Here is a 19,724-nt window from a genome sequence, read left to right as displayed (position 1 = left end):
GGGGCGACGCGATTGAGGAAAGCCCCCGATTATAGCCGGCCGGATCACAGGCTTCCGCCGCCTCGGCGACATCGAATCATGCGCGAATGGCATGACGTCGCGATGAAGAAGGCAGGCGACCGGGCCAGGGGTTCAGCGCGAAGCGCCGCTCGCGTGCAGGCATATCGCGGCGGCGGCCGCGACGTTCAGGGACTCTTCCCCGCCCGGCTGGGCGATGCGGATCCGGCGCTGCGCCAGTGCTTCCAGTTCCGCGCAAACGCCCTGCCCTTCGTGCCCCAGCAACCACGCACAGGGCCAGGGCAAGGCGGCACGGTGCAACAGCTCGCCGCCGTGCGAGCTGGTGGCGAGCATCTCCAATCCGAGGCCGGCGATGTCCTCGACCGCCAGCCCCTCGACGAGGCGCAGGCCGAAATGCGCCCCCATACCGGCTCTCAGGACCTTGGGCGACCACAGCGCGGCGGTGCCCTTGATGGCCAGCACCTGCTCGAAACCGAAGGCGGCCGCACTGCGGATGATGGAACCGACGTTGCCTGCGTCCTGAACCCGGTCGAGTACGACGGCGGCACCGCCCGCGATCACGGCCGGAGCCCCCGGCAGGTCGACCAGAAACCCCATCGAGGCGGGAGATTCCAGGCTGCTGATCTCGCCGAGCAGCTTGTCGGCCACGATCACATCGCGGCCGGCGATGCCGGCGAATTCGCCGCGCCACCGTGGCCAGGCGGTCTCCCCGAACACCGCCGTGGACGGCCTCCACGACCGGCCCAGAGCGGCGCGGCAGAGATGATCGCCTTCGATCCAGACCTGGCCGAGCTTGCGGTAGGCGGCGTTGTCCTGGGCCAGCTTGCGCAACTCGCGCACCAGCGGGTTGTCGCGCGAGGCGATCTGCAAGGGTTCGGTGCTCATGCCGCGCGCACCGCGCGCACCGACCGGACAGCGCGTGGACGGCGTGGCGGGACGACCGGCCGCAGCAGCGGGTCGTCGATCGGCATCAGCGCCGGCACGGCCTGCGGCAGGGGCGCGCGTGCGGCGATGTGCACCTGCGCCACCGGCGCGAACGAGCGACGATGGTGCTCGCAGGCCCCGTGCTCGCGCAGCGCGGCCAGGTGTTCCGCCGTGCCATAGCCCTTGTGCCTGGCAAAGCCGTAATGCGGATATTGAAGATCGAGCTCGGCGCAAAGGCGATCCCGGTGGACCTTGGCCAGGATGGACGCTGCGGAGATCGACTTCACCAGCGCATCACCTTTCACGATGGCCTCGGCCATCACGTCGAGCGTCGGCAGCCGGTTGCCGTCGACCAGCACTTTGGCGGGCTTGAGCCGCAGTCCCTCTACCGCTCGCCGCATGGCCAGCATGGTGGCCTGCAGGATGTTGATGCTGTCGATTTCTTCGACACTCGCCACCCCGATCGCGCAGCACAGCGCGCGCTCGCGGATCAAGTCGTAAAGCCGTTCGCGCTGCAGCGCCGTGAGCACCTTGGAATCGGCCAGTCCGCGAATGCGACCGGGCTGGTCGAGGATGACCGCCGCGGCCACCACGGGGCCGGCCAGCGGGCCGCGCCCGGCTTCGTCCACACCGGCGACCAGGCCAGGGACGTCCCAGGCGAGTCGCACTTGTTCAGGCTTGGAGGACGGTCTGGATGGCATCGGAACAAAGAGAAGGCGTGTCTCGCTGCAGCTCGTGGTGCAGCGCGGTGAATCGTTGGGTGAGTGCCGCCATTTTCTCAGGCGCGGCCAGCCATGCAAGCACCGCGTCGGCAAGCGCCGGGGAGCTGGCCTGGTCCTGCAGCAACTCGGGCACCACGAAATCGCGGCACAGGATGTTGGGCAGGCCGACCCAGGGCTGCAGGCGCTTGCGTTTCATCAGCTGCCAGGACAGCCAGTGCATGTTGTAGGCGATGACCATCGGCCGCTTGTAGAGCGCCGCTTCCAGCGTGGCGGTTCCGCTGGCGATGAGGGTGAGGTCGCAGGCGGCCAGCACCTGGTGCGAACGGCCTTCGACGATGCGGACGCGGTCGGTCATGCCGGCCGCTGCCACCGCCTCGGTGATGCGTGGACGCAGCGCGGGAATGGCCGGCACGACGAAGACCATGTCGGGCCGCTGCGCCTGCAGCAGGCGGCAGGCGTCGAAGAAGCGGGCGGCAAGGTATTGGATCTCCGAGGCACGGCTGCCCGGCAGCACAGCCAACACCTTGGCATCCAAGGGCAGGTCGAGCGCAACGCGCGCGGCCGCGCGATCGGGCTCCATCGGAATCACATTGGCCAGCGGATGGCCGACATAGCTCGCGGCGATGCCGTGGCGGGCCAGCAGTTCGGGCTCGAAGGGAAAGATGCACAGCACGTGGTCGGTGCTGCGCCGGATCTTGTCGACCCGCTCGGGCCGCCAGGCCCAAACCGACGGCGCAATGAAATGCACGCAAGGAATGCCGGCGGCCTTGAGGTCGGCTTCGAGGTCCAGATTGAAGTCGGGCGCGTCCACGCCGATGAACACATCGGGCTTGCCGGCGAGCAATCGGTCGCGCAATTGGCGACGTATGCCGACGATCTCGCGGTAATGGCGCAGCACCTCGACATAACCGCGCACCGCGAGCTTGTCGCTCGGCCACCAGGCCTGGAAACCGCGTCGCACCATCTGCGGACCGCCAATGCCGGCGCTTGCCATTTGCGGCCAGCGCCGCGACATGCCGTCTAGCAGCAGTCCGGCCAGGAGGTCGCCAGAAGTCTCGCCCGCGACCAGCGCGGCCTGCAATGGCGCCCGTGTCGATCGCTCGGCCATGGCGCTGTCAGCGAAGAATGCCGCGATGAGGCGATACGCCGGCCAGGAAACCGAGCATCAGATCGACATCGGGCTGCGCTTCGGCATAGCGTTCGGGCAGTTGCGCAATGCGCTTCTGCGCTTCTTCGAGTGTCAGGTTCTCGCGGTAGAGCGCCTTGTGCATCGCCTTGACCGCCGAGATCCGGTCGGCCGAAAACCCCCGGCGACGCAGGCCCTCGAAGTTCATCGAGCGGGCACCGGCGGGCTGGCCCTGGCTCATGACGAAAGGCGGCTGGTCGCCGAACAGCAGCGAGCACATGGCCGTCATGCCGTGGGCGCCGATGCGCACGAACTGGTGGACGACCGTGAAGCCGCCCAGGATCACCCAGTCACCGACTTCGACATGCCCGGCGAGCTGCGAGTTGTTGGCGAAGATGGTGTGGTTGCCAACCACGACATCGTGCGCCAGATGGACGTAGGCCATAATCCAGTTGTCGTCGCCAACCTTGGTCACGCCGGTGCCTCCAGGCGAGCCGATGTTGAAGGTGCAGAACTCGCGGATGGTGTTGCGATCGCCGATGACCAGCTCGCAGGGCTCGCCCGCGTACTTCTTGTCCTGCGGAATGGCGCCCAGCGAGTTGAACTGGAAGATGCGGTTGTCGCGGCCGATCGTGGTGCGGCCCTCGATGACGCAATGCGCGCCTATCGTCGTGCCTGCGCCGATCGTCACTTCCGGGCCGATGACGGTGTAAGGCCCGATCGTGACCGAGCTGTCGACCCGGGCGCCCGGCGCGACCAGGGCGGTCGCATGGATGGATGGATTCAAGCCCGGCTCCTGCGTCTCGCCTTCAGGCGATGGTCCGCATCGTGCACATGAGTTCGGCTTCGCAGGCGATGTCCTCGCCGACGCGCGTCGTGCCCTTGAACTTGAAGATGCCGGCCTTCATGCGCTCGAGGGTGACTTCCATGCGCAACTGGTCGCCGGGTTCCACCGGGCGCTTGAAGCGGGCACCGTCGATGCCGGCGAAGTAGTAGACGGTCTTGTCGTCGGGCACGACACCCAGGGTGTCGAAGGCCAGCAGCGCCGCGGCCTGCGCCATGGCTTCGAGGATCAGCACACCCGGCATGACCGGCCGATGCGGAAAATGACCAGTGAAGAAAGGTTCGTTGATCGTGACGTTCTTGAGCGCGAGGATGCGCTTGCTCTTCTCGAGTTCGAGCACCCGATCCACCAGCAGGATGGGGTAACGGTGGGGCAGCTGCTTGAGGATCTGGTGGATGTCCAACATGGCGAGATTCAGGATTCGTTGTTCTGGAGATGGTGTTCGAGCGCCTTGATGCGCTCGCGCAGACCGTGGAGTTGTCGCAGGGTGGCCGCGTTCTTTTCCCAGCTCTTATTGTCGTCGATAGGAAACACGCCGCTGTATTGCCCCGGCTGACGGATGGACCGCATGACCACCGAGGCGGCCGATATGTGTACACCGTCGGCCAGCGTAAGGTGACCGAGCACCACGGCACCGCCGCCGATCGTGCAGTTCGCACCAATCGTCGCACTGCCGGCCACACCGGCGTTTCCCGCCAGCGCACTGTTGCGGCCGATGCGCACGTTGTGGGCGACCTGCACCAGGTTGTCGATCTTCACGCCGTCCTCGATGACAGTGTCGTCGAGAGCGCCGCGATCGACACAGCTGTTGGCACCGATTTCCACGTCGTCGCCGATGCGCACCGCACCGAGCTGCTCGATCTTGAGCCATGCACCGTCGTGCGGTGCGAAACCGAATCCGTCGGCACCGATGACGACGCCAGCGTGCAGCAGACAACGTTGGCCCACGCTGCAGTCCTCACCCAGGGTGACGCGCGACGTGAGCACGGAACCGGCGCCGACCGTGGCACCCCGCTCCACCACGCACAAGGGACCGATGGAGGCCGTCGGGTGGACCGTTGCATCCGCATGCACGACCGCGCTGGGATGCACGCCGACCTGACGCTGTGGCCGGATGCGGCGCCGCCAGAGCTGCGTCAGGCGCGCGAAATAGACGTAAGGGGAATCGGTGACGATGCAGGCACCGCGCGCCGCCGCCTGCTCTGCGAAGGCCGGTGCCACGATGACGCAAGCTGCGCCAGACGTCGCCAGCTGCTGCGCATAACGGGGGTTGCTGAGAAACGCGATGTCGCCCTGCCCCGCCGATTCGAGCGGCGCGATGCCGGTGATGTCGAGCCCGCCATCGCCGCGCAGTTCACCGCCCAATTCGGAAACGATGTCCTGCAAAGCCAGGGCCATCGCGTCGCTACCGCTACGCGCAGCCACCGACCTACTTCGCCGCAGGCGTGGTCGTTGCTGCCGAGTTCAGCGCCTTGATGACGCGATCGGTGATGTCGTATTTGGGATTGATGTAGACGGCCTCTTGCAGGATGACGTCGTACTTCTCGGTTTCGGCGACCTGCTTGACCACGCGATTGGCGCGTTCGAGCACCTGTTGCAGTTCCTCGTTCTTGCGGGAATTGAGGTCTTCCTGGAATTCGCGGCGCTTGCGCTGGAAATCACGGTCCTGCTCGATGAGGTTGCGCTGGCGGCTGGTGCGCTGCGCATCGGGAAGCGTCGGCGCTTCCTTTTCGAACTTGTCGGAAGCGGCCTTCAGCGAGTTGCCGAGGTCGAGCAGATCTTTTTCGCGCTTCGAGAACTCACCTTCGAGCTTGGACTGCGCGGCCTTGGCGGCCGTGGCTTCACGGAAGATGCGATCGGTATTGACGAAGCCGACCCGGAAATCGTCTGCCTGGGCAGGGGCCGCACAGGCTGCTGCCGCGAGCAGGACGCCGACGGCGCCTTGGCGGATAAAAGCGTTCATTAGAAAGAGCTTCCGATCTGGAATTGGAATCTTTGGATTCTATCGCCCGGCTCCTTGCGGATCGGGTTAGCAATTGCTATGCGCAGAGGGCCGACCGGAGATACCCAGCTCAGGCCCAGACCGACCGAGGCGCGCACGTCGCCGAAATCGAATCGCTCGTTCTCACCGTACACGTTACCGACGTCGGTGAAGCCGAAGACACGCAGGGTACGGTCGTTGCCGGCTCCTGGGAACGGAGCAGAAAGCTCGGCGTTCAGGGTGATCTTCTTGGCACCGCCGATGGAGGCGCCGGTCACGTCACGCGGACCCAGGGTGCCCTGTTCGAAGCCTCGGACCGAACCGAGACCGCCCGAATAGAAGTTCTTGAAGATCGGAAAAGGCAGGCCGTTGAGACCACGCCCTGCGCCGATTTCCGAGTTGAGCGCCAGGGTGTACTTCTTGGTCAGCGGCACGTACTGCTGGAGCTGGTAGTTGCCGCGGATGTAACGCGCATCGCCCGCCACGCCGATTTCGGAGTTGAAACGCTGGTAGCGTCCGGTGCTGGGCGACAGCGCACTGTCGCGGCTGTCGCGGGCCCAGCCGATGGTCAGCGGCACCGAATAGCTGGTGTAGCCGACCTGCTCGGCATAGGCCAGGTAGGTGGCCGGAATGTTGGTGCCCGGCTTGATCTCGGTCCGCTCCGCGCCCGCACCGAAGAACACCGTGTCGAGCTCGCTGAACGGCACACCGAAACGCATGCTGGCGCCGGAGGTCAGCAGTCGGTAGTTACCGCCCTGGTCCTGGTAGGGACGCGAGGACCGGTGGTACAGGTCGATGGTGCGCGAGATGCCGTCGGGCGTGAAGTACGGATTGGTCGTGCTGAGCACGATGGCGCGGTTGTACTTGCTGGTGTTGACGTCGATACCGAGATAGTTGCCGGTGCCGAAGACGTTTTCCTGCTTGATGCCGAAGGTCAGCGCCACCTTTTCGGCGCTGGAGAAGCCGGCGCCGAGCGACAGGCTGCCGGTGGGCTTCTCGACCACGTTCACCACCACGTCGACCTGGTCGGGCGAGCCGGCGACGTCCTGGGTTTCGACGTCGACCGAGCTGAAGTAACCCAGGCGGTCTACCCGGTCGCGTGACAGGCGAATCTTGTCACCATTGAACCAGGAAGATTCGAACTGCCGGAACTCACGGCGAATCACTTCGTCGCGCGTGCGGTTGTTGCCCGCGACCGAAATGCGGCGCACGTAGGCGCGGCGAGCCGGCTCGGCCTGCAGCACCAGGGCCACGCGGTTGTTGGCCCGATCGATGTCGGGCACCGGCTCGACGCGCGCGAACGCGAAGCCGAACGCACTGAAGTAATCGGTGAAGGCCTTGGTGGTCTGGGCGACCTGCTCGGAGTTGTAGGGCTCGCCGGGAACGATCTTGACCAGCGACTTGAACTCTTCTTCGCGGCCGAGGTAGTTGCCCTCGAGCTTCACGCCCGACACCACGTAGCGCTGGCCTTCGGTGACGTTGATCGTCAGGCTGATGTCCTGTTTGTTGGGCGAGATGGCGACCTGGGTGGAGTCGACCTTGAACTCCATGTAGCCGCGCTGCAGGTAATAGGAGCGCAGGGTTTCCAGGTCGGCGTTGAGCTTGGCGCGGGAATAGCGGTCGGACTTGGTGTACCAGCTCAGCCAGCCGCCGGTATCGAGGTCGAACAGGCCCTTGAGCGTGCCGTCGCTGAAGGTTTTGTTGCCGGTGATGCGGATGTCGGCGATGCGTGCCGGCTCGCCTTCGGTGACGGTAAAGGTCAGATTGACGCGGTTGCGTTCGATTGGCGTGACGGTGGTGACGATCTCGGCGCCATAGAGGCTGCGGTTGACGTACTGGCGCTTGAGCTCCTGCTCGGCGCGGTCAGCCAGGGCCTTGTCGAAGGGGCGGCCTTCGGTCAGACCGATGTCGCGCATGGCCTTCTTGAGGGTGTCCTTGTCGAACTCCTTGGTGCCGGCGAAGTCGAGTCCGGCCACGGTGGGCCTCTCTTCCACAACCACGGTCAGCACGTTGCCGCGCGCTTCCAGGCGCACGTCCTTGAACAGGCCCAGGCCGAAGAGCGAACGGATGGCGCCGGCGCCTTTCTCGTCGTTGTAGTTGTCGCCCACTCGGAACGGCAGCGAAGCGAAGACCGTACCGGGCTCCACCCGCTGCAGACCTTCGATTCGGATGTCGGCAAGCGTGAAGGGGTCGATGGCCCAGGCAGCCTGCGCGGCAAACAACAAGCTGGCCACCGCCGAGACGGCGCGCAGGTGGGAACCGAGGATTTTTTGCTTCATGTACGCGGAATGAAAATGTGCCAGCGACCGCAACCCGGCCGCGGCCAACGCGGGATTATGACGGAGGCAGACGACGCTTCTTCCGGTCGATGCGTCGGGCCAGCGGTAAAGCGCCAGGATCGGTGCGAGAGCAAGCCCGTTGTCAGCCGAAAATGCGGCTGACGTCGTTGAAGAGTGCGATCGACATGGCGAGCATCAGCACCGCCACGCCGCCGCGCTGCAGATGGCCCAGCCAAGCCTCCGAGACGCCACGGCCGGTGATCGCCTCCCAGGCGAAGAACACCAGATGTCCGCCGTCGAGAACGGGCAGTGGCAGCAGGTTGAGAACACCGAGGCTGACGCTGATGAGCGCCAGGAAGACCAGGTATTGCACCAGCCCCATGCTGGCCGAGCGCCCGGCGTAGTCGGCAATGGTCAGCGGACCGCTGAGGTTCTTCAGCGAGGCCTCGCCGATGACCATGCGACCCATCATGCGCAGACTCAGGGAGGAGACTTCCCAGGTCTTGGCAACGCCGCGCCACAGCCCTTCGACAACGCCGTAACGCACGCGGACGGTTTCCGGCGGTCCGCCGACGAAGGCGCCCACCCGACCGATATTTTGTCCGTTCTCGGCGATGACCGCCGGCGTCACCGCCAGATCGAGGCGCTGACCGGCACGCTCGATCTGCCAGGTCTGCCCGAGCGCGCGCCCATTCTTCACCGACGCCCGGATTGCGTCGCGCAGCTGCACGCCATCGGCGATGGCGACTGCGCCGATGCGCCGCACGATGTCGCCGCGCTGCAGGCCCGCCGCTGCGGCGGCTCCGCCGGCCTGCACCTCGCCGATCAGGGGAACGGTGAGCGGTCCGGCGATACCGATCTCGCGGGTCATGCGCGCGTCGGCCTCGCGGCTGGAAAGCCGGTCGAGCGGCAGGTCGATCCGCCGCTGGCGGCCATCGGAACCTCGTACGTCCATCGAGACCGTTTGTCCGTCGATTGCCGCACGGGTTAGTTGCCAGTGCATGTCGTCGAAGGAGCGCACCGGCTCGGCCGGTTCACCGTCGCGGCCCAGCGCGATGACTTCGTCACCGCCGCGCAGACCCGCCTTGGCGGCGATCGAGGCGGGCAAGGGCTCGGCCAGGCGCGCGACCGGCTCGTCGGTCCCGATCCAGTTCACTACGGCATACAGGGCCACCGCCAGGATCAGGTTGGCAGCCGGCCCGGCGGCGACGATGGCGGCGCGTTTTCCCACGGACTGATTGTTGAAGGCCAGGTGCCGCTCGGCCGGATCGACCGGACCTTCTCGCTCGTCGAGCATCTTCACGTAGCCGCCGAGCGGCAGAGCGCCGATGGCGAACTCGGTGGGCGAGCCCGGCTTCTGCCAGCGCCAGACGACATGGCCGAAGCCGATGGAGAACCGCAAAACCTTGACGCCGCACGCGATGGCCACACGGTAATGCCCATATTCGTGGACTGCGATGAGCAGCGCCAGCGCCACCACGAAAGCCAGCACGGTCATGAGCATCGAAAATTCCTGGAAATGGCCCGCGGGCCGATAACGCTATTGTCAGGCCGAGTGTTGCGCGACCGCTGCTTCAGCCTCGGTGCGCGCACGGGCATCGAGATCGAGCAGGGCTTCAAGCGATGCCGGCGCCTGTGTGGCGACGGTCGCGATCGTGTGCAGGTTGACCGCGTGGATCTGGTCGAAGCGGATGCGCTGGTCGAGAAAAGCCTGGACGGCGACCTCGTTGGCCGCATTGAGCACCGCCGTCGTGCCCTCGGGTCCGTTGAGCGCGTCCCAGGCGAGCTGCAGGCCGGGGAAGCGCTCGGCCGACGGCTGTTCGAACGTCATCGCGGCGACCTTGGAAAAGTCGAGGCGCGGCGTGCCGCTCTCGATGCGCTCGGGCCAGGCCAGGCCATAGGCGATCGGCACGCGCATGTCGGGCATACCCAACTGGGCGACCAGCGAACCATCGCGGTACTGGACCAGCGAATGCACGATGCTCTGCGGATGAATCACCACCTCGATGCGCGCTGGCGGCAGTCCGAACAGGTGGCGGGCTTCGATGACTTCGAGTGCCTTGTTCATCATGGTGGCCGAGTCGACCGAGATCTTGCGGCCCATTGACCAATTGGGATGCGCACATGCTTCGTCGGGCGTCACCTTCCGCAGACTGGCCGGGTCGCGGCTGCGGAACGGGCCGCCCGATGCGGTGAGGATGATTTTTTCGACGCGCCGGTCCCAACTGGCCGGATCGTCCGGCAGCGACTGAAAGATCGCCGAATGTTCGCTGTCGATCGGCAGTAAGGTGCCGCCCCCCGCCTGCACCGCGTCCATGAAGTAGCGACCGCCCACGACGATGGCTTCCTTGTTGGCCAGCAACAAACGTTTGCCGGCCCGCGCGGCGGCCAGGCACGGCCCCAGGCCTTCGGCACCGACGATGGCGGCCATCACGGCATCGACTTGCGGATGCGCCGCGATTTCCTCGACACCCGCCCGCCCGCTCAGCACCTTGGTCGCGATGCCATGCGCCGAGAGCTTCTCGCGCAGCTGCGCGGCGTGGGCCTCGGTCGCCAGGGCCGCGAACGGCGGCCGGAAACGCTGGCACAGCACAAAAAGCGCGTCGACCTGCCGGCCTGCGCACAGGGCAAAGACCTCGAACTGATCAGGGTGCCGCCCGATCACGTCGAGCGTGCTGGTGCCGATGGAGCCGGTAGCGCCCAGCACCGCCACACGCTGGCGGGGCGCCGCGTCCGGCAAGGGAAGCAGCACCGCGCTCATACGCCGACTGCCGTGGCCAGCATCATCGCCAGCGGCACTGCCGGCAACAGCGCATCAATGCGGTCGAGCACACCGCCGTGGCCAGGCAGGAGCTGGCTGCTGTCCTTGGCGCCGGCGCTGCGCTTGACGAGCGATTCGACCAGGTCGCCGACTACGCTCATCGCCGCGAGGAACACCACCGCCGGCACCAGCAGCCACCAGCCACGCGCGGCGAGCAGACTATAGAGACTGACAGGCGAGAGACCGTATGTGGCATCGGCCCAGACCCATGCCACCGCCAACACCAGCACCCCAACCATGCCGCCCCACACGCCTTCCCAGCTCTTGCCCGGACTGATCGAGGGCGCGAGCTTGGAGCGGGTGAACTTAAGGCCGAAGGCCCGCCCGGCGAAATAGGCGCCGATGTCGGCGACCCACACCAGCACCATGACCGACAGCAAAAAATTTGTGCCGACGAATCGCGCCTGGGCGATGGCCAGCCAGGCCAGCCACAGCAGCGCCAGACCGCCGATCAATCGCACCGCACGCGGGACCTGCGCCCATCCGCCGACGCCCCGGCGCAGCAGCCAGGCGCCCAGCAGGACCCAGATACCGCCTACCACGCACCACAGAACCGGCGAAGGCCGCGCCATGAGTCCGGCCTGCCAGCCGATGACACAGGCCACCAACAGCACGATGGCCATCAGCAGGGAACCGGTGTCCTTGTAGCCGTTGAGCCGCCCCCACTCCCAGCCCGCAGCGGCGATGGCCGCCACGGCCACTGCGCAGAAGGGCAAAGGCGACGACACCAGCAGGGCCGACAGGATGATGGCCAACAGGACGATGGCCGTTAGGATGCGCTGCTTGAGCATGGAGTACTCCTAGGGCCTGCGGCCGGTTCATCGCGGGAGCGGGCTCTGCGGCACCATGCTCCCGGCGCGGCATGCGCACGTTTAAAAGCGAAACGGCTGCGCTGCCGGCAGCACCCGGGGAACCGGGCGCGAGGCGAACACGGCCGTGAGTCGATCGCGACATCGATCGACCCAGCGGCATCAGACCGCCATGATTTCCTGTTCCTTGGCGACGACAAGCTTGTCGATGTCGGCGATGTGCCGGTCGGTCACCTTCTGGACGTCGGCCTCGGCACGCTTCTGCTCGTCTTCCGAAGCCGCCTTGTCCTTGACGAGCTTCTTCACCGATTCGTTGGCGTCGCGGCGCAGGTTACGCACGGCGATCTTGGCATTCTCGCCTTCGCTACGAACCTGCTTGGTCATTTCCTTGCGGCGCTCTTCGCTCATGGCGGGCACCGGCACACGGATCAGGTCGCCCATCGAAGCCGGATTGAGGCCCAGGTCGCTTTCGCGAATGGCTTTCTCGATCTTCGGGCCCATGCCTTTTTCCCAGGGCTGGACGCTGATGGTGCGCGAGTCGATGAGCGACAGGTTGGCCACCTGGCTCAGGGGCACGGGCGAGCCGTAGTAATCGACCTGAACCGAATCGAGCATCGCGGGATTGGCGCGGCCGGTGCGGATCTTGGTGAGGTTGTTCTTGAAGGCGGCGATGGACTGGTCCATCTTGCCTTCGACGGTCTTCTTGATGTCTGCGATGGTCATCTGACTACTCCGAAATTCAGGCGTGGACCAGCGTTCCCTCGTCCTCGCCCATCACTACGCGCTTGAGCGCGCCATGCTTCACGATCGAGAAAACGCGGATGGGCAGTTTCTGGTCGCGGCACAGCGCGAAGGCGGTGGCATCCATGATGCCCAGATTCTGCTGCATGGCGTCGTCGAAGCTGATGCGTGAATACCGGGTGGCGGTCGGATCCTTGTGGGGATCGGCGGTGTAGACGCCGTCGACCTTGGTGGCCTTGAGCACCAGTTCGGCACCGATCTCGGCGCCACGCAGCGCGGCGGCGGTGTCGGTGGTGAAGAACGGGTTGCCGGTGCCGGCCGCGAAGACCACGACCTTGCCTTCTTCGAGGTACTGCAGCGCCTTGGGGCGCACGTAGGGCTCGACGACCTGCTCGATGCCGATGGCCGACATGACGCGGGCGGTGAGGCCCTGCTTGTCCATGGCGTCGGCCAGGGCCAGCGCGTTCATCACCGTGGCCAGCATGCCCATGTAATCGGCGGTGGCGCGATCCATGCCGACCGCACCGCCCGCAACGCCGCGGAAGATGTTGCCGCCACCGATGACCACGGCCACCTGCACGCCCAGGCGCGACACTTCGGCGACTTCCTGCACCATGCGCACGATGGTGGCCTGGTTGATGCCGAAGGCGTCATCTCCCATCAAGGCCTCGCCGGACAGCTTGAGCAGGATGCGCTTGAGGGCTGGCGACGGGGTATCTGGCATGGGAGCTCCTGGAGGGGAAAGAAAAAACGGATCCGGATGAAACGACGGCCGGCCCCCGCCCGAGCGGGAACCGGCCGTGCGCGGCGAAATCAGGCTGCGGCCTTGGCGGCTGCGACCTGTGCGGCGACTTCGGCGGCGAAGTCGTCGACCTTCTTCTCGATGCCTTCACCGACCACGTAGAGGGTGAAGCTCTTCACGGTGGTGCCGGCGGCCTTGAGCATCTGCTCGACGGTCTGCTTGTCGTTCTTCACGAAGGGCTGGTTGAACAGCGAGACTTCCTTGAGGAACTTCTGCACGCCGCCTTCGATGCGCTTTGCGACGATTTCCGGAGACTGTGCAGCCTTTCCGTCGGCTTCGGCTTGCTTGCGGTCCTCTTCGGCCTTGCCGGCAGCGACCGCGCGCTCTTTCTCGATCAATTCAGCCGGCACCTCGGCGCTGGTCAGCGCGACCGGCTTCATGGCGGCGATGTGCATGGCCACGTCCTTGGCGGCCGCGGCATCGCCGTCGAACTCGACGACCACGCCGATGCGGGTGCCGTGCAGATAGGAAGCCAGGTTGGCACCGGTGAAGTGCTTGAAGCGACGGAAGGACATGTTCTCGCCGATCTTGCCGATCAGGCCCTTGCGCACGTCTTCGAGCGTCGGGCCGAAGCCGTCCTGCTCGTAAGGCAGCGTACCCAGGGCGGCGATGTCGGCGGGATTGTGCTTGGCCACCAGTTCGGCCGCGGCACGCGCCAGGGCCAGGAAGCTGTCGTTCTTGGTGACGAAGTCGGTTTCGCAGTTGACTTCGAGCAGCGCGCCGGTGTCGCCGGCGATGTAGCTGGTGATGACGCCCTCGGCGGTAACGCGGGTGGCGGCCTTGCCGGCCTTGCTGCCCAGCTTCACGCGCAGCAGCTCTTCGGCCTTCGCCATGTCGCCGGCGGCCTCGGTCAGGGCCTTCTTGCATTCCATCATCGGGGCGTCGGTCTTGGCGCGCAGTTCGCCCACCATGCTTGCGGTAATTGCAGCCATCAGTTCATTCTCCGTATGCAGTTCAGTTCGGTTTCGGCAGCGAGGCTGCCGGCGAGCCGGCTAAAAAAAAGGGGCGACGAGGCCCCTTTTCTTTCGCCGGCGCGGCGACGGCGCTACGCCCTCAGGCGGACGCGCCTTCTTCGACTTCGACGAATTCGTCGCCAGCCTCGCCGGTGCCGGCGGCCTTGACGACTTCGGTGGTGGAGTTGGCACGGCCTTCGAGCACCGCATCGGCGATACCCTTGGCATACAGCGCCACGGCCTTGGCCGAGTCGTCGTTGCCGGGGATGACGTAGTCGATGCCTTCGGGCGAATGGTTGGAGTCGACGACGCCGATCAGCGGAATGCCCAGCTTGCGGGCTTCAGAAATGGCGATCTTGTGGTAGCCAACGTCGATCACGAAGATGGCGTCCGGCAGGGTTGCCATGTCCTGGATGCCGCCGATGTCTTTTTCGAGCTTGGCGATTTCGCGGGTGAAGGTGAGCTGTTCCTTCTTGCTCATGCTGGCCAGACCGGCTTCCTGCTGGGCCTTGAGGTCCTTCAGGCGCTTGATGGAGGTCTTGACCGTCTTGAAGTTGGTCAGCATGCCGCCGAGCCAGCGCTGGTCGACGAAGGGAACACCGGCACGATTCGCTTCGGCAGCCACCAGCTCACGGGCCTGGCGCTTGGTGCCGACGAACAGGATGGTGCCGCGGTTGGCAGCCAGCTGCTTGACGAACTTTTCGGCTTCCTGGAAGAGCGGGAGCGTCTTTTCCAGGTTGATGATGTGGATCTTGTTGCGATGGCCGAAGATGTACGGGGCCATCTTGGGGTTCCAGAAGCGGGTTTGGTGACCGAAATGGACACCGGCTTCCAGCATTTCGCGCATGGTTGCGGACATAGTAAAAACTCCAGAAGGTTGGGTCTGAAATCCGGGCCGTTATCGCGATGACCGGCGGCAGAATGGCCGCCTGATCCGCGCAACACCTTTTTTGGACCGGTTTGCGATTGATCCGCCTCGGCGACGCAGGCCTACACATGAAACGTGTTCGAACTGCGGGTATGGGGCGAAACCGCGAGATTGTAGCATCCGACCGGCAGCTCACCCGAGGCCTCCCATGACAACGCGTGCCCATTCCCTGTCGCGCCAGCCGCTCTACGACGTCACCGCGACCAAATGCCTGGAGCAGGCCGCACTCGCACATGCCGCCAATCACGCGCTGATGGAGCAGGCGGGCGCGGCCACCGCGCGGCTGGCCAGAGCTTTGGCACCGCACGCCCGCCAGTTCTGGATTGCCTGCGGGCAAGGCAATAACGGCGGCGACGGATTCGAAACCGCAGTGCAACTGCACCGTGCCGGCCGCCGCGTGTCGGTGGGATTAGCCGGCGACGTCGGCCGCCTGCCCGATGATGCACGCTGGGCCTTCAAGCGCGTGCGGGCGGCAGGCATCCCGGTCGCGGAAACGCCGCCCGACGATCTGGTCGAGCAGGATCTTTGCATCGACGCCCTGCTCGGCATCGGCGGGAGTCAACGCCCTGCCCCACCCTGGATGCAGGCCAGCTTGCACGCCCTGCACGACGCGCCCTGCAAGGTGCTGTGCATCGACGTGCCGTCCGGACTCGACGCGTCCACCGGCCAGTACGCGGAAGGCTTCGCACCCGACCCGGCATGCGCAGGCGAGCGCCACACGCTGTCGCTTATGACGCTGAAGCCCGGCCTGTTCACCGGACACGGTCGCGACGCGGCCGGCATCGTCTGGTTCGACGGTCTGGGCATCGACCCGTCCTGGCTCGACCGGACACCACCGACGGCATGGCTGAGCGGCCAGGTCGCGCCCCGGCCGCGAACCCACGCTTCGCACAAAGGCAGTTTCGGAGATGTCGCCATCCTGGGCGGCGAAGCCCTCAGGCGACGCGGCATGGGCATGGGCGGCGCGGCCCTGCTGGCCGGCAGCGCCGCCTTGCATGCCGGAGCGGGCCGCGTCCTGGTGGCCCTGCTGGACGGCCCCGGCGGAATGGCGCTCGACATGTCGCAACCCGAACTGATGTTCCGCACACCGGCCGCCCTCGACCTGGCGACCACCACGCTGGTTTGCGGATGCGGTGGCGGCGAAGCGGTTCGCGACCATTTGCCTCGCGTGCTGGCCGAGGCGACACGACTGGTGCTGGATGCCGACGCGCTCAACACGATCGCGGCCGAACGCTCACTGCAGGACCAGTTGCGCAAGCGCGCCGACCAGGGCGTCGTCACCATCCTCACGCCGCATCCCCTGGAGGCCGGACGCTTGCTCGGCACCGACGCCGCGCGCGTGCAGTCCGACCGGCTCGCCGCAGCCGCGCATCTGGTCGAGCGTTACGCCTGCGTCGCGGTTTTGAAAGGTTCCGGCACGGTCATCGCGGCACCCGGCCTGACGCCGGCGATCAACCCGACCGGCAACGGACGCCTGGCGACGGCCGGCACCGGCGATGTGCTGGCGGGAATGGTCGGCGCCAGCCTGGCAGCCGCCGGCCGATCACCGTCGATGGAGCAGGCCTTCGACGCCGCCCGGGACGCCGCCTACCGCCACGGGGCGCTGGCGGACGATTGGCCGAATCACCTGCCGCTGACCGCCGGCGGACTGGCCCGCCGCTCGGCCACGAGCTGAAGTCGTTAGCCCCGGCCGACGAACGGCATCTTCGTCGCCATCACCGTGTGGAACAGCACGTTGGCCTCCAGCGGCAGGTTGGCCATGTAGAGCACGGACTGGCCGACCAGCGCCACGTCCATCAGCGGCTCCGGCGCGATCTCGCCATTGGCCTGCGGCACGCCCTTGGCCATGCGCGATGCCAGTGGCGTCGCGGCATTGCCGATGTCGATCTGACCGACCGCGATGTCGTACTTGCGCCCGTCGAGCGCGCCCGACTTGGTCAGGCCGGCCACCGCATGCTTGGTCGATGTGTAGGCCATCGAGTTCGGCCGCGGCGCATGGGCGGAAATGGAACCGTTGTTGATGATTCGCCCGCCGCGCGGCGATTGATCCCGCATGACCCTGAACGCCTGCTGCATGCAGAAGAACATGCCGCTGAGGTTGATGTCGACGACGCCTCGCCATTGTTCGGCAGTCCAGTCCTCGAACGGACCTGGCGGATTGCCGACGCCTGCGTTGTTGAAGAGCAGGTCGACGCGACCGAACCGGGCGACGACGGCGCCGAAGAGCGCCGCGACCGACTCGGGGTTAGCCACGTCGGTCGGGACGGCCAAAGCTTTGTCGGCAGCACCGCTTTCAGCGATGACCGCGGCGAGCGGTTCCGGTCGGCGGCCGGCCAGGGCGACGGACCATCCGTCCTGCAAGAGCGCCAGGGCGGCCGCACGACCTACGCCGCTGCCGGCGCCGGTCACGATGGCAATACCGCGAGGAGAAGAAGTTGTCTGCATGTCTGAAAGATCGAAAAAGCGGAAGTCAGGAGATGACGCTCAACGGCGGGCCTTGCGGGATTTGCCCTTGGCGCTGCCGGTCGACTTCTTGGCCGACGGCTTGACCGGCCGACCGAGCGTCAGAGCGGCCTCGCCGCCGGCATCGCCCTTGCGCGTCTTGGGACGCGCCGCGCGCTTCTCGCTGTTGGCGGTCGCGGCGGCGGACGACGCCTCCCGGGCCGGCTTTTCACGCGATGGACGCACGGGCAGATCCTCGCCTTCGCGCACCAGGCGGAAGTCGATCTTGCGGCCGTCCAGGTCGACACGGCTGACCTGCACGCGCAGCCGGGTTCCCACCGCATAACGGATGCCGGTGCGCTCGCCGCGCAACTCCTGCCGAGCCTCGTCGAAGCGGAAATACTCCCCGCCGAGTTCGGTAATGTGCACCAGCCCTTCCACGTACATGGCGTCGAGCGTGACGAAGATGCCGAAGGTGGTGCAGCCCGTGACCACGCCGCCGAACTCCTCGCCGAGATGCTCGCGCATGTACTTGCACTTGAGCCATGCCTCCACGTCGCGGCTGGCCTCGTCGGCGCGTCGCTCGTTGGCGCTGCAATGCAGGCCGGCGGCTTCCCAGGCCTGCATGTCCTTGGGCGAACCGACGACCTTCATCGGTTTCTGCGACGGTGCCTTCACCCGCTGGGCCAGTCGCTTGGCAAGCTTGGCGTGCGCCTCGCCCGGTGTCGGCAGGGCGGGCAACTGGTACTTGGACTTGCCGAGGATCGCCTTGATCACCCGATGCACCAGCAGATCGGGATATCGCCGGATCGGGCTGGTGAAATGGGTGTAGGCCTCGTAGGCCAGCCCGAAATGGCCGCTGTTGAACGGCGTGTAGATGGCCTGCTGCATCGAGCGCAGCAGCATGTTGTGGATCTGCTGGGCGTCCGGTCGCTCCTTGGTGGCCTGCGCGATGGCCTGGAACTCGCCCGGCGTCGGTTCGTCGCCGATGGTCATGCCCACGCCCATGGCCTTGAGGTAGCTGCGAAGAATCTCCTTCTTCTCCGGCGTGGGGCCTTCGTGCACCCGGTACAGGCCGGGCTGGTTGCCCTGCAGCACGAAATCGGCGCTGCAGACGTTGGCGGCGAGCATCGCCTCTTCAATGACCCGATGGGCCTCGTTGCGCGTGCGCGGCACGATCTTCTCGATGCGGCCGTTCTCGTCGCAGACGATCTGGGTTTCGGTCGTCTCGAAATCCACCGCTCCGCGCACGCCGCGTGCACCGAGCAGCGCACGATAGACATCGGCCAGATTCAGCAGATCACCGACCCGATCCTTGCGGCGCGCCGCTTCCGGCCCGCGGGTGTTGGTCAGGATCGCAGCGACTTCGGTGTAGGTGAACCGGGCGTGGCTGTACATCACCGCCGGGTAGAACTGGTAGGCATGCACGTCGCCCTTGGCATTGACCAGCATGTCGCAGACCATGCACAGGCGCTCGACCTCCGGGTTCAGCGAACAGAGCCCGTTGGAGAGCTTCTCCGGCAGCATCGGAATCACGCGGCGGGGAAAGTAGACGCTGGTGGCGCGGTCGTAGGCGTCGATGTCGATCGCGTCGCCGGTCTTCACATAATGGCTGACATCGGCAATGGCCACCAGCAGACGCCAGCCCTTGCCCCGGCCGACCTTCGCCGGCTCGCAGTAGACGGCATCGTCGAAGTCGCGTGCGTCTTCGCCATCGATCGTCACCAGCGGAACGTCGCGCAGGTCGATCCGGTTCTTGCGATCGGCGGGCCGCACCTTGTCGGGCAGATTTTTCGCTGCTGCCAGTGCATCGTCGGAGAACTCGTGCGGCACGCCGTATTTGCGTACGGCGATCTCGATCTCCATGCCGGGGTCATCGACCTCGCCCAGCACCTCGACGACGCGGCCGACCGGCTGGCCGTACAGCGCAGGCGGCTCGGTGAGCTCCACCACCACGACCTGACCGGGTTTGGCGTCGCCGATCGCCGTCTTGGGAATCAGCACGTCCTGGCCGTAGCGCTTGTCCTCCGGCGCCACCAGCCAGATGCCGCTTTCCTGCAGCAACCTGCCAATGATGGGCTGGGGCGGGCGCTCCAGAATTTCGAGCACGCGCCCTTCCGGCCGGCCACGGCGGTCATGGCGCACCACCTTGGCCTTCACCCGGTCCTTGTGCAGCACCGCGCGCATTTCGTTGGACGGCAAGTAGACATCGGCCTCGCCGTCGTCGCGCTGCAGGAAACCATGTCCGTCACGGTGACCTTGAACGGTGGCGTTGAACTCGTCGAGAGCGGTATTGATCGAACTCATTTTTTTAGTATAGAATCGTGTTTTTCC

General features: G+C 66.1%; 18 protein-coding genes. 1 reads left to right on the top strand and 17 read right to left on the bottom strand.

Annotated elements, in window-relative coordinates; genetic code table 11:
• Nucleotides 1-132: 132 nt before the first annotated feature.
• The 15 genes from R9X41_RS08650 to rpsB form a co-directional block, all read right to left on the bottom strand.
• Nucleotides 133-903 carry a TrmH family RNA methyltransferase gene (locus tag R9X41_RS08650; RefSeq protein WP_318634468.1) on the bottom strand — a complete coding sequence of 257 codons (771 nt, stop codon included), beginning with the start codon at nucleotides 901-903 and terminating at the stop codon, nucleotides 133-135.
• Nucleotides 900-1,643 carry a ribonuclease HII gene (gene rnhB / locus R9X41_RS08645; protein ID WP_318634467.1) on the bottom strand — a complete coding sequence of 248 codons (744 nt, stop codon included), beginning with the start codon at nucleotides 1,641-1,643 and terminating at the stop codon, nucleotides 900-902. The genes R9X41_RS08650 and rnhB overlap by 4 nt, the downstream gene beginning before the upstream one ends.
• Nucleotides 1,615-2,772 (bottom strand): lipid-A-disaccharide synthase, encoded by a 1,158-nt coding sequence (gene lpxB / locus R9X41_RS08640; RefSeq protein WP_318634466.1) that lies wholly within the window; start codon nucleotides 2,770-2,772, stop codon nucleotides 1,615-1,617. The genes rnhB and lpxB overlap by 29 nt, the downstream gene beginning before the upstream one ends.
• Nucleotides 2,773-2,779: 7 nt before the next feature.
• On the bottom strand, nucleotides 2,780-3,577 hold the full coding sequence (gene lpxA / locus R9X41_RS08635; protein ID WP_318634465.1) for an acyl-ACP--UDP-N-acetylglucosamine O-acyltransferase: 798 nt from the start codon (nucleotides 3,575-3,577) through the stop codon (nucleotides 2,780-2,782).
• Between the two features lie 22 nt (nucleotides 3,578-3,599).
• Entirely contained in the window at nucleotides 3,600-4,040 is a 441-nt protein-coding gene (gene fabZ / locus R9X41_RS08630) for a 3-hydroxyacyl-ACP dehydratase FabZ (RefSeq protein WP_318634464.1), read from the bottom strand.
• An 8-nt stretch (nucleotides 4,041-4,048) separates the two neighbouring features.
• Complete coding sequence (gene lpxD / locus R9X41_RS08625) at nucleotides 4,049-5,032, bottom strand: UDP-3-O-(3-hydroxymyristoyl)glucosamine N-acyltransferase (RefSeq protein WP_318634463.1); 984 nt, start codon at nucleotides 5,030-5,032, stop codon at nucleotides 4,049-4,051.
• 31 nt (nucleotides 5,033-5,063) lie between these two features.
• Nucleotides 5,064-5,597, bottom strand: a complete 534-nt coding sequence (locus R9X41_RS08620; protein ID WP_318634462.1) for an OmpH/Skp family outer membrane protein — start codon at nucleotides 5,595-5,597, stop codon at nucleotides 5,064-5,066.
• Nucleotides 5,597-7,894, bottom strand: coding sequence for an outer membrane protein assembly factor BamA (gene bamA, locus R9X41_RS08615; RefSeq protein WP_318634461.1), 2,298 nt, complete (start codon nucleotides 7,892-7,894; stop codon nucleotides 5,597-5,599). The genes R9X41_RS08620 and bamA overlap by 1 nt, the downstream gene beginning before the upstream one ends.
• A 142-nt stretch (nucleotides 7,895-8,036) precedes the next feature.
• A complete protein-coding gene (gene rseP / locus R9X41_RS08610) occupies nucleotides 8,037-9,398 on the bottom strand; it encodes an RIP metalloprotease RseP (RefSeq protein ID WP_318634460.1) in 1,362 nt (453 codons plus the stop codon).
• A gap of 42 nt (nucleotides 9,399-9,440) precedes the next feature.
• Nucleotides 9,441-10,655: a 1-deoxy-D-xylulose-5-phosphate reductoisomerase gene (gene ispC / locus R9X41_RS08605; protein ID WP_318634459.1), complete on the bottom strand. Its 1,215-nt coding sequence runs from the start codon at nucleotides 10,653-10,655 to the stop codon at nucleotides 9,441-9,443.
• Nucleotides 10,652-11,506 carry a phosphatidate cytidylyltransferase gene (locus R9X41_RS08600; RefSeq protein ID WP_318634458.1) on the bottom strand — a complete coding sequence of 285 codons (855 nt, stop codon included), beginning with the start codon at nucleotides 11,504-11,506 and terminating at the stop codon, nucleotides 10,652-10,654. The genes ispC and R9X41_RS08600 overlap by 4 nt, the downstream gene beginning before the upstream one ends.
• 180 nt (nucleotides 11,507-11,686) lie before the next feature.
• Nucleotides 11,687-12,247 (bottom strand): ribosome recycling factor, encoded by a 561-nt coding sequence (gene frr / locus R9X41_RS08595; protein WP_318634457.1) that lies wholly within the window; start codon nucleotides 12,245-12,247, stop codon nucleotides 11,687-11,689.
• A 16-nt stretch (nucleotides 12,248-12,263) separates the two neighbouring features.
• A complete protein-coding gene (pyrH, locus tag R9X41_RS08590) occupies nucleotides 12,264-12,989 on the bottom strand; it encodes a UMP kinase (protein ID WP_318634456.1) in 726 nt (241 codons plus the stop codon).
• A gap of 89 nt (nucleotides 12,990-13,078) precedes the next feature.
• A complete protein-coding gene (tsf, locus tag R9X41_RS08585) occupies nucleotides 13,079-13,999 on the bottom strand; it encodes a translation elongation factor Ts (protein ID WP_318634455.1) in 921 nt (306 codons plus the stop codon).
• A 121-nt stretch (nucleotides 14,000-14,120) separates the two neighbouring features.
• The gene (rpsB, locus tag R9X41_RS08580; RefSeq protein ID WP_318634454.1) at nucleotides 14,121-14,879 is read right to left on the bottom strand and encodes a 30S ribosomal protein S2; all 759 of its coding nucleotides are present in this window, start codon (nucleotides 14,877-14,879) and stop codon (nucleotides 14,121-14,123) included.
• Nucleotides 14,880-15,096: 217 nt separating this feature from the next.
• Here rpsB and R9X41_RS08575 point away from each other — a divergent pair, with 217 nt between their 5' ends.
• The gene (locus tag R9X41_RS08575; RefSeq protein ID WP_318634453.1) at nucleotides 15,097-16,623 is read left to right on the top strand and encodes an NAD(P)H-hydrate dehydratase; all 1,527 of its coding nucleotides are present in this window, start codon (nucleotides 15,097-15,099) and stop codon (nucleotides 16,621-16,623) included.
• Between the two features lie 5 nt (nucleotides 16,624-16,628).
• Here the strand turns inward: R9X41_RS08575 and R9X41_RS08570 are convergent, their stop codons facing one another.
• Together R9X41_RS08570 and rnr are read right to left on the bottom strand one after the other, a co-directional pair.
• Entirely contained in the window at nucleotides 16,629-17,393 is a 765-nt protein-coding gene (locus R9X41_RS08570) for an SDR family oxidoreductase (RefSeq protein WP_318634452.1), read from the bottom strand.
• Nucleotides 17,394-17,432: 39 nt separating this feature from the next.
• On the bottom strand, nucleotides 17,433-19,697 hold the full coding sequence (gene rnr, locus R9X41_RS08565) for a ribonuclease R (protein ID WP_318634451.1): 2,265 nt from the start codon (nucleotides 19,695-19,697) through the stop codon (nucleotides 17,433-17,435).
• Nucleotides 19,698-19,724 lie beyond the last annotated feature (27 nt).

The organism is Xylophilus sp. GOD-11R, from assembly GCF_033546935.1.
Taxonomy (GTDB): domain Bacteria; phylum Pseudomonadota; class Gammaproteobacteria; order Burkholderiales; family Burkholderiaceae_C; genus Xylophilus.
The sequence above is the reverse complement of the archived record's forward strand: the minus strand, read 5'-3'. Positions and strand labels throughout refer to the sequence as shown.

Excerpts from the sequence above, each read along its gene's own strand:
- lpxB (WP_318634466.1), bottom strand. The coding sequence starts at position 2,772 with ATGGCCGAGCGATCGACACGGGCGCCATTGCAGGCCGCGCTGGTCGCG.
- R9X41_RS08570 (WP_318634452.1), bottom strand. The coding sequence starts at position 17,393 with ATGCAGACAACTTCTTCTCCTCGCGGTATTGCCATCGTGACCGGCGCC.
- rpsB (WP_318634454.1), bottom strand. The coding sequence starts at position 14,879 with ATGTCCGCAACCATGCGCGAAATGCTGGAAGCCGGTGTCCATTTCGGT.
- tsf (WP_318634455.1), bottom strand. The coding sequence starts at position 13,999 with ATGGCTGCAATTACCGCAAGCATGGTGGGCGAACTGCGCGCCAAGACC.
- R9X41_RS08620 (WP_318634462.1), bottom strand. The coding sequence starts at position 5,597 with ATGAACGCTTTTATCCGCCAAGGCGCCGTCGGCGTCCTGCTCGCGGCA.
- fabZ (WP_318634464.1), bottom strand. The coding sequence starts at position 4,040 with ATGTTGGACATCCACCAGATCCTCAAGCAGCTGCCCCACCGTTACCCC.
- R9X41_RS08600 (WP_318634458.1), bottom strand. The coding sequence starts at position 11,506 with ATGCTCAAGCAGCGCATCCTAACGGCCATCGTCCTGTTGGCCATCATC.
- R9X41_RS08575 (WP_318634453.1), top strand. The coding sequence starts at position 15,097 with ATGACAACGCGTGCCCATTCCCTGTCGCGCCAGCCGCTCTACGACGTC.
- rseP (WP_318634460.1), bottom strand. The coding sequence starts at position 9,398 with ATGCTCATGACCGTGCTGGCTTTCGTGGTGGCGCTGGCGCTGCTCATC.
- rnr (WP_318634451.1), bottom strand. The coding sequence starts at position 19,697 with ATGAGTTCGATCAATACCGCTCTCGACGAGTTCAACGCCACCGTTCAA.
- ispC (WP_318634459.1), bottom strand. The coding sequence starts at position 10,655 with ATGAGCGCGGTGCTGCTTCCCTTGCCGGACGCGGCGCCCCGCCAGCGT.
- lpxD (WP_318634463.1), bottom strand. The coding sequence starts at position 5,032 with ATGGCCCTGGCTTTGCAGGACATCGTTTCCGAATTGGGCGGTGAACTG.
- bamA (WP_318634461.1), bottom strand. The coding sequence starts at position 7,894 with ATGAAGCAAAAAATCCTCGGTTCCCACCTGCGCGCCGTCTCGGCGGTG.
- frr (WP_318634457.1), bottom strand. The coding sequence starts at position 12,247 with ATGACCATCGCAGACATCAAGAAGACCGTCGAAGGCAAGATGGACCAG.
- rnhB (WP_318634467.1), bottom strand. The coding sequence starts at position 1,643 with ATGCCATCCAGACCGTCCTCCAAGCCTGAACAAGTGCGACTCGCCTGG.
- R9X41_RS08650 (WP_318634468.1), bottom strand. The coding sequence starts at position 903 with ATGAGCACCGAACCCTTGCAGATCGCCTCGCGCGACAACCCGCTGGTG.
- pyrH (WP_318634456.1), bottom strand. The coding sequence starts at position 12,989 with ATGCCAGATACCCCGTCGCCAGCCCTCAAGCGCATCCTGCTCAAGCTG.